We start from the raw sequence: 11,901 nt of genomic DNA, 5'->3' as shown, positions 1-11,901 counted from the left end.
GGATGCTGACCGTAGCGTCAGCATTCGAGTCTCGTCGTCACCGCAAAAGCAGCTCACAAGGCTGCTTTTTTGTTATGAAGTATTTCGACTACATTATCTATTCTCCGGGAATTGATTCCTATTACAAAGGTCAGACATCGTGTTTGGAGGATCGTTTGAATCGTCATAATCGCGGCTACGAGAAAGCAACTCAGCATGGTGCTCCCTGGGAATTAGTTTGGAGCACTACCAAACCTACAAGAGGAGAGGCTTTGCAGCTTGAAAAGAAGCTAAAAAATTTGTCAAGAGAGAAAACCATTGAATTTATAAAGAAGTATAGCTAAAGGAGGTCGCGAGCCCTGACGTCCAAAGGAGTCAGGATGCTGATCGTAGCGTCAGCATTCGAGTCTCGTCGTCACCGCAAAAGCAGCTCACAAGGCTGCTTTTTTGTTTTTATATAGTTTGGTTTACCTACCTACAAGCTCCCGAGCTTATTTACTACTGTTTTCCATAAAATTTTATATCTTTCACCTCGTATTTATAAACCCAATTTTAAGTTAATTACCATGAAAAGAACCGCTTCGCTTTTTATTATCGCAGTATTTATGCTTTGCTCAGCCAGTGTAATGGCTCAATATCCATCTGTTACTTTCTTTGGAGGCGCTAATATGGCTACCACCGATATGAAATTTGGAACGGGAGAAACCGATGCCGAAGATTCGTATAAGGCTTTGTACGGAATGAATATTGGCGCGCTGTACGAATATGTGTTGAACAAAGACAAATCGCAGGAAATCGCTGTGGAAGGCGGATTAATTTTTGAAAATAAAGGTTTTCACAGAAAACCGACAGGCACACAATCTATTGATAATAAAACGACATTGTACTTTATCGATGTTCCATTGTATCTGAAATATCTTCATCGTTTCAGGAGCAGAAATAAGTTGTATGTTGGAGCCGGTCCTTTTGTAGGAATGGGGCTGTTTGGAAATGCTAATTTCTCAGATGATTCAAAGTCGCTTAAATTCGGAAACGATCCCATTGAACATGATTATAAAAGACTGGATTACGGAGTTACCGGAAAAGTAGGTTTCCTGTTTCTAAACGGTTTTAACATTTGTGCGTCGTATGATTATGGTTTTGCCGATATAAAACCACTCGAGAATCAGGAAGCAAAAACAAAAGTTTTACGTTTATCGCTTGGTTATACCATAAGATTAGACGATTAGAAATAACCAGCATGCTACATCTATAAATTAAGTGAAAGCAGGTTCTGAAAATTTACCGGTATACAGCTTGCATAATTTTAGTTCGGAAGAACGTGCAAGCCAGCAGTTTCAGGTAGAAGTATTTGATGCCAACCGGCATTTTGCAGTAAAGTACCCGCATCGTCACGATTTTTTTGAGGTGTTGTACCTGCACAAGGGAAGCGGCTCGCATGTTATCGACGGAAATAAATACGATATCGAGCCGCCCTGTATATTTTTTATGTCGCCCGGTCAGGCACATAAAATAGAGCTATCGCACGATATTGATGGTTTCATCTTTATTTTCACCGCCGATTTCTACCTGCTCAATCAGCGAAATCCCAACCGTTTGATCGAATTTCCTTTCTTTTTTACCATCAGGCAGGATAACCCGCCACTGGTTTTAAAGGATGAGAACGACAAACTTTTTTTGGAGAGTTTGTTTAAAAAAGGTGTTAACGAAATTCGCCGGCCCGAAGGTTATTCCATTGACATTTTACGATCGGTGCTCGACCTTATTTTAACAACCAGTGCATCGCTTTATCCGTACGACGAGAACCGTTGGAAAGGAAAAGGGCACATTGTGGTAAAAAAATTCTTTCAGTTGCTGGAAGAGCATTTTCACGAAAACCTTTCGGTGGCACAGTATGCCGATATTATGGCACTAACGCCAAATCATTTAACTCAAACGGTAAACCAGCTAACCGGAAAAACCTCGTCGCAGATTATTAAATCGAAACAAATTATCGAGATCAAACGCCTGCTGGTCCACACTAACCTCAGTGTTTCGGAAATTGCCGCAAAAATGAACTTCCCCGATCAGAGTTACTTTGCCAAATTCTTTAAACGCGAAGTAGGTCTTTCTCCTTTGCAGTTCCGTTCAAAATCGCTCTGAAGGAGGTAAAATTCCATATGTTTAACATTGTTTAAGCCGTTGAAAATTAGTAGTGTAATTTTAATCCTTAAGACAGAGTTAAAACCCAAATCCATGAAAATTACCTAAAAATCATGTAATTTTACATTTCAGGCTAACAGAAATTTTGTTGCTTTGTATTCAGGTTCGTGCATTTGGGTATGAACAACAAAGTGATACAGCTTAAAAGTATATTAATTGTAAAAAAATAAAAGATCATGGAAAATTATTTCAATACATTGCCGCTTCGTCTTCAGTTAGACCAGTTGGGAAAATGCGACTTTATGGATGAGTCGGAATTTGCAGACGGAGTTGAAAAACTGAAAGGAAAACAGATTGTAGTATTGGGTTGTGGAGCACAGGGTTTGCACCAGGGTTTGAACCTTCGCGACAGCGGATTGAACGTGGCTTATGCATTACGTCAGACTGCCATCGATGAAAAACGTGCATCGTACGTAAATGCTACTGAAAACGGTTTTGAAGTAGGTACTTTTGAAGAACTGGTGCCTAAGGCTGATTTGGTATTGAATCTTACACCAGATAAACAGCACACTCCGGTAGTAAACAAAGTGGTTCCTTTAATGAAAAAAGGTGCTTGTCTGGCTTACTCACACGGTTTTAACATTGTTGAAGAAGGAATGCAGATTCGCGACGATATTACCGTAATTATGGTGGCTCCAAAATCTCCAGGTTCAGAAGTACGTGCCGAGTACCTGCGCGGATTTGGTGTACCTACATTGATTGCTGTTCACCGCGAAAACGATCCGAATGGCGACGGTTTGGAAATTGCAAAAGCTTATGCAGTTGGAACAGGCGGTCATAAAGCAGGTGTATTGCTTTCTTCGTTTGTTGCCGAGGTAAAATCAGACCTGATGGGCGAGCAAACCATCTTATGCGGATTGCTGCAAACTGGTTCTATTTTGTGTTTCGATAAAATGATTGAAAAAGGAATTGATGCCGGTTATGCATCAAAACTGATTCAGTACGGATGGGAAACAATTACAGAAGCCTTGAAGCTTGGAGGTATTACCAACATGATGGATCGTTTGTCGAATCCGGCAAAAATTGAGGCCTACAAACTTTCTGAGGAATTGAAAGAAATTATGCGTCCATTGTTTGAAAAGCACATGGATGATATTATGTCTGGAGAGTTTTCATCAACGATGATGGAAGACTGGGCGAACGACGATAAAAACCTGTTGGGATGGCGTGCTGCTACCGGCGAAACTGCTTTTGAGAAAACTCCGGCAGGCGACGTAGAAATCAGCGAGCAAGAGTATTTCGACAACGGTACTTTAATGGTTGCTCTTGTAAAATCGGGTGTTGAGCTGGCTTTCGAAGTGATGACAGAATCAGGCATTAAAGAGGAATCGGCTTATTACGAGTCGTTACACGAAACTCCGCTGATTGCCAACACCATTGCACGTAAAAAACTGTTCGAAATGAACCGTACAATTTCAGATACTGCTGAATATGGTTGTTACCTTTTCGACCACGCTTGTAAGCCTTTACTGGCCGACTTCATGAAAAAAATTGATACCGATGTTATTGGTAAAAATTTCAACGAAGGAAAAAGCGCTCAGGTAGATAACAAAGAATTGATTGAAATTAACGACGAAATTCGTTACCACGATGTGGAAATTATTGGTGCCGAATTGCGCGAGGCCATGGAATCAATGAAATCGATTATCTAAAAAAACAGACGATCATATAAATTTAAAGCTGGCTCTGCCTTTTAGGTGGGGCCAGTTTTTTTTGTACTAGTGTAAGCGCTCGTTGCATGACTGTAAGCACCCGTTGCACCATTGTAAGTGCTCGTTGCACGACTGTAAGTACCCGTTGCATAGATGTAAATACTTATTGCATGAGTGTAAATGGTCGTTGCACAAATGTAAGTACTCGTTACAGGATTGTAAATACACATTGCACGACTGTAAGCACTCGTTGCACAACCGTAAGTGCTTGTTGCACGAATGTAACTACCCGTTGCACAATTATATTGATACTGTCCTTGCAAATTGGATAAGGGCGCCATCTTTTGTAATTTTAAATAAAAAATGGCACGTTCAGGATTTATCTATCTGTGTTGCATATTGGCTTTAATAACGCTGTTTACATCTTGTGGAAGTACTGACAGGAAGAACAGTTATCAAATCCAAAATCATACTCCGAACATCCCTGAAGGCTGGCAAGCCTTATTCAACGGGAATACGCTCGAAAACTGGGAAATCACCTCATTCGGAACGGAAGGGCCGGTAAAGGTTTCAGGCGGAAGTATTGTTATTAATTATGGCGATGGTTGTAGCGGAATTACCTGGACGGATACTTTCCCGAAAGTAAATTACGAAGTGCAACTGGAGGCCCGAAAAATGGTTGGTAACGACTTCTTTTGCGGAATGACTTTCCCGGTTAACAACGAGTTTTGCTCGCTGATAGTAGGAGGGTGGGGCGGCCCCGTTGTAGGATTAAGTAGTATTGATGGTGTTGACGCTTCGGAGAACGAAACACAAGTACTAAAGAACTTCGAAAAGGAGGTGTGGTATACCATTCGGCTGCAGGTAACAGAAACAACAATCCGCGCCTGGATTGACGATGAAAAGCTGGTGGATTTCAGTTATGCCGGTCATAAATTGAGTATCCGGCCGGAGGTGTCGCTTTCAAAACCGTTTGGAATTTGTACCTGGATGACAACCGCCGAACTGCGTAATATTGCCATACGAGAAATAGAAGGTTAAGACTTACTTTTTCTTTTTCCTCTTCTTTTTCACCTCTTTTAATTCGCGTTCGTTTTCGCGCATTAGCTTTTGCCAGTTGTAGTCGGTGTCTTTTGTAAAATCCAGCGTTTCTTTGTAAAGGTTTTTGTCGATCTCCAAACGATGAATATCTTTCCCCAAAAAGCTTTCGATTTCGTCCAGAATTTCACGCTCTTCAGTGCTACAAAACGAAACAGCTTTTCCTTTTTGGTTGCCGCGCCCTGTACGTCCTACGCGGTGTACATAGTTTTCTGCCACTTCTGGCAGGTCGTAATTCACCACAAAATCAACGTAAGGAATATCAATTCCACGGGCACTTACATCCGTAGCGATAAGCAGTTTAAGCGCGCCACTTTTAAAACGTTGCATGGTTAGGTCGCGTTCCGCCTGTTCTTTATCGCTGTGTATGGTGTCGCTTTCAATTTCAACACGTTCCATGGCTTTTTTCACGCGTTCGGCACGTACTTTTGTGCGTACAAAAGCCAGAATTTTAGCCTCCGGATTTTCACCGACCAGCCGCTCCAGGAAAGCTCTTTTGTCATCCATTTCGATAAAAGCCACCTGGTGCTCGATGGTTTTTGCCACCGGGTCTTTAGGCGAAATCTGAATTCGAATAGGATTGTTTACCAGCGAATAGGCCAGCTTTTTAATCTTCTTATTAATGGTTGCCGAGAAAAACAAAGTCTGCCGCTTTTGAGGCAGAAAACGTATCAGGTCGTTGATATCCTTTATAAAACCAAGATCCAGCATGTGGTCGGCTTCGTCCAAAATCAGTGTTTTTACGCCGTGAAGCTTCAAGTGTCCCTGGCTTACCAAATCGAATAGACGACCGGGAGTAGCAACCAAAACATCAGTACCGGTTTTTAAGCGTTCGATTTGAGGATCCTGATCAACACCACCGATAATTACGGTAGTTTTTACGCCCGTATTTTTTGAAATGGAAACAAACACCTCGCTAATCTGCTTGGCCAACTCGTGTGTTGGAGCCATAACAAGGCAACTTATTCCCTGAACATGTTGATTCAACTTAGCCTGTTGAATGTTGTGAATTACCGGAATAGCAAAAGCAGCAGTCTTCCCGGTTCCGGTTTGGGCAATGGCCAAAACATCTTCGCCTCTTAACACCGGCGGAATGGCTTTAAACTGAATATCGGTTGGGCGACGGAATCCATTCTTTGCCAGGTTGGTTTTTATAGTGTTGGATATGGAATAATCCTCAAATTTCATGTAATCTAATTTTTCGGCAAAGATAACTGAATTTATTGAGCATGAGTTAAAAGTAAGAAATGAGCACTGAGATGGTGAAAATTGAATGAAGATTGATTTTAAGATTGAAGGAGATTGATAAATTGCGAAACTGACAAATTGTAAAATTGTATCTGAAACACTGAACTTTACTTTGTGCCTACTTCGTGCAACTTTGTGGTAAACTCCTCACGATACTCTCATTGCTTACGCACCGGGCTTTTGGGGATCGTGCCGATGGCGCTTTTTGCCAACTGCTCTTTGCCAACTGCCACTTTTTTACCCAAATACACATTTACTCAATTACTCATTCACTTTTTTCCCTTCGCCGCTACAGCGTTGCCCAAATGCGTGCCAGAGAAAATCCCGGTGCTTTAATATTCAGGTCGAGGAAATAACCAAATGGGGTTTGTGCGGTTGTGAAATCGGCATTTTGCAGCCGTTTTTCAGCCAGATAGAACAGTTCTTTGGTAAATTCAACTGATGCTTTTGATTCCGAGAGGTGGGCAAACGAGTGAAGAATCACACTTTTACAATCGTTTTTTCGTGCTGTCCATTTCAGGTGATTAACCAGTTTTTTCTCCCGGCTTTTCACGTCTTTTTCTTCGTCGCTTTCTTCCACCTGTATAAAGGCTAATATCGAATCTGAAAATTGTGCCCCTTCCGTAATATCTTCAACATCCTCAAGGTTTTTCTCTGCCGGTTGATACGAAAACTCATCAACATACATTACCAATACTTTCATTTCGTCGGTTTTTGGGTAAAGATAATATTTATGAAAGTTCTGGTAAAAACTTAATCGCCTGCAGCATCAGCAAGCAATTCTTCGGCCAGTTTTGTGGTCCAGTCGCAAAGTTCGGAAATTTGTTCGTCGCTTAATTTTGCTTTAGGGTGAATGGCCCGGTACGACTTTAACGGCATGGATTTTCGTTCCGCTTCCTGGCAGATTTCTTCCAGTATCGTAATCTTTTCAAAAATATCCATGGTGCCCCATTCCGAAAAGTTAAGCTCTGATTTTCCTTCCGAAATATGATCGGCTACCATCCATGAAACGGGAGCAATGTGGTTATACCACCAGTAGCCCGTATGGTTCGAGTGGCAATCCAAACAGGATGTTGTCAGCAGCGTTTGAATATTTTCAGGCACTTCTACCTGGTTGAAGATATGATTGCTGCTCACTCCTTCGTTATTTTTTTCGGGTTGAAAAAACTGGATAACGATAAAAGCAAGCAGCAATATTATGATTACAAATCGAAGTATTCGGCGCATATTACATTCCTTTTACCAATGCCTCTGCTTCTTTTTTCGACCAATCCAATAACAATTGTTTATGATCATCACTTAAAGCTTTGTCCGGAAATCTCTCCAAAAACTTTTTGGGAGGCATTTCATTTTTTTCAAGCACTTCACCAATTTCTTTGTAAGTACTAATCATTTTAATTTTCGAAAGGCTGTCGAGTTTATTAAAGTCAAGCTCTTTTTTCCCGTCTTCATTTCTTGAGTCGGTATTGTGGCATCCATAACACGAATTCTGAATAACTTCTTTCACATCGTCGGGCATGGCCGGGGTCTTTGTTGGTTTATTGGTGCCGATAGCAACCAGACTAAGAACAAAAAAGATTGCAACGAAAATTGATAATGACTTTTTCATTTGATTAAATTTTAAATTTTTAAGGTTGTTCATCTGTTGACGGAGATTTAGAATGAGATTGAATCATTATGTTTGGTATGAATTTCATCTCAGGTTCATTACATATTTTTTATAATAGTTACGGTTATGTGCAATATAAAACACAATACTAGAGTTTTTGTTGAAAAGTTTCGTGATTGATTTGAATTGACTAAAAAATACGTAATTTTCGCAGTAATTATTTTTTTATCCTGCAAAAACCTTTTAAGAATGCGTTGGTATATTCCAATTTTAACAGTACTCATTTTTGTTTGTAATTCGGTAAATGCACAATTATCGGAAGGCGGATTTCCTTTGCAGGTTGTTACTTTAAAAAGTTCCGACAGGGCGTTTGTAAAAATGCCGGTGTTAAAACAAAGTGTTATTAAGGCTGCAATGGATGCCAACAATGCATCTGATGCACAGTTAAAGTCATTAACTTTTGCACATGCTTTTAATGTTGACTTTAGCCCGTCAAATTCAGGCGTATGGTATTCAACTAACGCAGGTTATAACGTTTGGCGCATTACCATTTCTTCAGAAAATGCTTATTCGCTCAATCTTATTTTTGATGATTTTGAATTAAACAAGAAAGGGCGTTTGTTTATTTACAACGAAGAGAATAATCAATATCTTGGTGCTTTTACCGCTCGAAACAATAAGCCTTCGCATAAATTTGCAGTGGCACCGGTTGCCGGCGATGAAATTACCGTGCAGTACGAGGTTCCCGATGACGAAGGAACACCGGATGATTTTAGGATTACCCGCGTAAACCATGATTTTATGGGGATTTTAAAGTTTATCAGGCGACCCCTGGGGGAAACAGCAGGTGAATGCAATATTGATGTAAACTGCGAAATTGGTGATCGTTGGAGTGAGGTAAAAGATGCAGTTGTTCGCTTAATTGTTGATGGCCGGGAGATCTGTTCTGGCACTTTAATAAATAATACTGCAGAAGACGAAAAACCTTATGTTTTGTCGGCATCGCACTGCTACGACAAATGGGAATATGCAAAAACCACCGTCTACACCTTTAATTATGAAAGCCCTTATTGTGCGCCTTTGGATGGCGACCCCATTCATTCGCTTTCCGGAGCGATTATGAAAGCCCATTACGACAGTTTGGATTTTGCATTGGTAGAATTAGACGATCTGCCGCCGCCTAATTTCCGGCCCTATTATGCAGGTTGGGACCGATCGTCGGCAGTACCCGATTCTTCAGTTAGTATACATCATCCGCAGGGCGATATTAAAAAGATAGCGTTCGATAACGATGCTCCGGAGATTACGACATTTACGTCATCGACGATTAAAAATCCAAGATATGGCTCGTTCAATATATTGCGTTGGGACGGTGGAGTTACAGAAGTAGGTTCTTCGGGAGGAGCGTTGTTTAATATGAAAGAACAGGTTATTGGCACTTTATCGGGAGGTGCTGCGTATTGCGGAAACCCGGTGAATGATTATTTTGCCCGTTTTGCAATGCAATGGGATTATAGTTCCGACACAACAAAACAATTAAAATATTGGCTTGATCCCCTGGGAACAGGCGCTACGGAGTTGAACGGAAAACAATTTAATACCAACGAGGATTTGTGTAATGCCTTTACAAATTTGACCGATACGGATGAGCATGGAAATATTGCTCTAACCGTTTCAGGCGAAACTAAAGGCTATTGGGGAGGAACCAATTCGTTGGGAATAACTGAAATTGTTGAACACTTTAACATTTATGGTAATGAAATTCTGGATGGTGTTTCGTTTGGTGTTGGAAAACTGGTTACCAGTAATAACAACAGCCGGATAACCGTTAAAGTGTATGAGGGCAATACTTCTCCCGAAAATGTGCTGTACAGCAAGCAGGTAAATATTGATAACTGGGCTGAAGATGCCATGAACTTTGTGAGTTTTGATCAGTTGGTTGAGCCTGCCGGTGATTTTTTTGTTGGATTTGAATTGAGTGACATTAATACTGCCGATACCTTTGCCATCTATCAATCGTTGCGCGAATATGAAGATGCTACAAACCATCTTTATGTACGACAAAACGGCAGCTGGGAAAGTTTTACATCGCTGAATCCCCAGAACTATGCCATGGTTAATGTTATGGAACTGGTTGCCTGTAATTACAGTCTGCTAACGGATACTCCAACCGTGGAGCAACCTAAAAACGTTTGGGTGTATCCAAACCCAACAGCCGGTGAACTAAATCTGGAGTCGGATAAAGAAATCGATCCGGAGAATGTTGTGGTGTACAACCTAATCGGGCAGGAAGTTAAAACTTCAGTTGTAAAGGCCGATGATTTCCGTATAAAACTCAATCTTCTTGGCAAAACGGCCGGTGTTTATTTTGTGCGTTTTCCTTACGGTGATACGTTTGTTACCCGTAAGATCTCATTTGTGCCGTATTGATTATTTCTGTCCGGTGGCTTTTTTAATGACTTCGCCAACCGGATCGGATGAAGGCTTGTCGTTTTTCTGCTGTGGGATTGTAGAGGCATTGCCATCACGGTAAGCCGAGTAATGCGGCGATAATATTTCTACGCCGGCTTTATTAAATTCATTCAAAATACTTTTATTAAGCTCTGAATAAAAATGCGCCATCTTCCCGGCTTGTTTGGTGTAAACATTTAGTTCGTATTCCACATAAAAATCGCTAAGGCTTTTTTGAAGTACAAAAGGTTTAAAATCGCGCGTAAGGTTTTTGGTGTTTTTGGCCGCGTCAAGTAATAGTTTTATTACGGTGTCGGCAGGAACATCGTAGCCTATGGTAACAGTAGGGTGAATGATTATCCCCAGCTGACTGGCATTTTTTGTATAATTCCACAAATGCGTATTTATAATGGTGGCGTTGGGGATGGTAACATCTTCGTTTTTAATAGTTTTGATGCGGGTCACCAACAGGTTTTTTTCAACGATATCGCCCATGGTGTCGCCAATTTTTACCCGGTCGCCAATTTGAAACGGCCGCATGTAGGTGATTACAATTCCGGCAACGATATTGGCGATTGCCGAAGTGGATCCGAGCGTAAAAATTACCCCGACAAAAATGGATACGCCCTGGAACGCTTTTGAAGAAGGAAGGTATTGTACAATAAATACAGCGGTGATAATGTAGATAACGATTTTTACCAGGTTAAAAGTAGGCTTGGCCCAATCGCTGTGAAATCCCTTAATCCGCAACTTTCCTGTTTCAAGCTCGCGAACCACCACCGAAAGAATTTTTAGAAGATAACGGGTGATGATGATGATGACAAAAATGGCAAACAGATCGGGAATAAAATCGACAAAATCGTTGGCAATTTTCTTCACCGGATCAGCAAGATAACCATAGAATTTGTCTGCCAGATCTCTGGTCCACGGTAAAAAACTGAATAAAAAAGGCAGGTATAAAAACAGTACCAATATCACCAACGCAAACTTTACTACTTTGGAAATTAGTAAGAAAATATTTTCGCCTTTACTTGGCAGAAGGTATTTTAAAAAACTTTTTCGTTTTTGTTTTAATCCCTTTTCGTAATGTTCCAGCTTAATGTTTAGTACTTTAAAGAATCTATTTATCAGGAATATGATCAGGATCAGGCCTCCTAAAGCCAGAAGTGTATATAAGGCTCGTAACAGCCAGTATGTAAGCGTATTTCGCTCCGATGCCTTATCAAATGCAATTTTAATTTTTGCAAGATATTCATTAGCCACATCACTTTTTGTTTTTCCAAAGAAGGCGGCATCTGCCTCACTCACGCTGGCTAACGGAAGCTCGTCATAAGAAATTATTGAATAATTGTTTTTCTCTGTAATGGAAAATAAATCCCCATCAATTTGAAAACTGGCCATGGTCGTTTCCAGTCTTTCATTTATCATGGCAGCTCTTTCTGCAGGCGAATAAGGACCAAGATTGGCGTATACCGGGAACAGCGTGTCTGAATTAAAAACTACGTATGCAACCTCTGCTTTTTGCAAATTTTTGTCGGTAGCAGAATTCGGAATGGAATCACGTACTTCAGTTTGAGAAAATACCTGAAGAAAAAAAGTTACAAGGGCAATGAGGATAACAGCTTTTCGCATGATCTGGATTTTAGATGCTAAAAGTTACAA

The 11,901-nt window shown here is 40.7% G+C and carries 11 protein-coding genes; 6 read left to right on the top strand and 5 right to left on the bottom strand.

The genetic code is table 11. From position 1 onward, the window contains the following. The 5 genes from LH29_RS20645 to LH29_RS20625 form a co-directional block, all read left to right on the top strand. Nucleotides 1–323: GIY-YIG nuclease family protein (locus tag LH29_RS20645; protein ID WP_232302872.1), on the top strand; the 323-nt coding region annotated here is incomplete at its 5' end. A 222-nt stretch (nucleotides 324–545) separates the two neighbouring features. Continuing rightward, nucleotides 546–1,208 (top strand): porin family protein, encoded by a 663-nt coding sequence (locus LH29_RS20640; RefSeq protein WP_045033181.1) that lies wholly within the window; start codon nucleotides 546–548, stop codon nucleotides 1,206–1,208. Nucleotides 1,209–1,239: 31 nt separating this feature from the next. Beyond that, the gene (locus LH29_RS20635) at nucleotides 1,240–2,121 is read left to right on the top strand and encodes a helix-turn-helix domain-containing protein (RefSeq protein ID WP_045033180.1); all 882 of its coding nucleotides are present in this window, start codon (nucleotides 1,240–1,242) and stop codon (nucleotides 2,119–2,121) included. Nucleotides 2,122–2,357: 236 nt separating this feature from the next. Beyond that, nucleotides 2,358–3,833 (top strand): ketol-acid reductoisomerase, encoded by a 1,476-nt coding sequence (gene ilvC, locus LH29_RS20630; protein WP_045033179.1) that lies wholly within the window; start codon nucleotides 2,358–2,360, stop codon nucleotides 3,831–3,833. 363 nt (nucleotides 3,834–4,196) lie between these two features. Continuing rightward, nucleotides 4,197–4,874 carry a 3-keto-disaccharide hydrolase gene (locus tag LH29_RS20625; protein WP_045033178.1) on the top strand — a complete coding sequence of 226 codons (678 nt, stop codon included), beginning with the start codon at nucleotides 4,197–4,199 and terminating at the stop codon, nucleotides 4,872–4,874. 3 nt (nucleotides 4,875–4,877) lie between these two features. On the opposite strand, the gene LH29_RS20620 is transcribed toward LH29_RS20625, so the two are convergent. The 4 genes from LH29_RS20620 to LH29_RS20605 form a co-directional block, all read right to left on the bottom strand. After that, on the bottom strand, nucleotides 4,878–6,119 hold the full coding sequence (locus tag LH29_RS20620) for a DEAD/DEAH box helicase (protein WP_045033177.1): 1,242 nt from the start codon (nucleotides 6,117–6,119) through the stop codon (nucleotides 4,878–4,880). Between the two features lie 349 nt (nucleotides 6,120–6,468). Further along, nucleotides 6,469–6,882, bottom strand: coding sequence for a threonyl-tRNA synthetase editing domain-containing protein (locus tag LH29_RS20615; protein ID WP_045033176.1), 414 nt, complete (start codon nucleotides 6,880–6,882; stop codon nucleotides 6,469–6,471). Nucleotides 6,883–6,932: 50 nt separating this feature from the next. Next, complete coding sequence (locus tag LH29_RS20610; protein WP_045033175.1) at nucleotides 6,933–7,406, bottom strand: heme-binding domain-containing protein; 474 nt, start codon at nucleotides 7,404–7,406, stop codon at nucleotides 6,933–6,935. Between the two features lies 1 nt (nucleotide 7,407). Continuing rightward, nucleotides 7,408–7,788, bottom strand: coding sequence for a heme-binding domain-containing protein (locus tag LH29_RS20605; protein WP_198152531.1), 381 nt, complete (start codon nucleotides 7,786–7,788; stop codon nucleotides 7,408–7,410). Nucleotides 7,789–8,037: 249 nt separating this feature from the next. Between LH29_RS20605 and LH29_RS20600 the strand changes: the two genes are divergently transcribed. Further along, nucleotides 8,038–10,218, top strand: coding sequence for a T9SS type A sorting domain-containing protein (locus LH29_RS20600; RefSeq protein ID WP_045033174.1), 2,181 nt, complete (start codon nucleotides 8,038–8,040; stop codon nucleotides 10,216–10,218). Here the strand turns inward: LH29_RS20600 and LH29_RS20595 are convergent, their stop codons facing one another. Next, complete coding sequence (locus tag LH29_RS20595) at nucleotides 10,219–11,871, bottom strand: mechanosensitive ion channel family protein (RefSeq protein ID WP_045033173.1); 1,653 nt, start codon at nucleotides 11,869–11,871, stop codon at nucleotides 10,219–10,221. It lies immediately after the preceding gene. Nucleotides 11,872–11,901 lie beyond the last annotated feature (30 nt).

The organism is Draconibacterium sediminis (genome assembly GCF_000949475.1).
GTDB classification, from domain to species: Bacteria; Bacteroidota; Bacteroidia; order Bacteroidales; family Prolixibacteraceae; genus Draconibacterium; species Draconibacterium sediminis.
The sequence above is the reverse complement of the archived record's forward strand: the minus strand, read 5'-3'. Positions and strand labels throughout refer to the sequence as shown.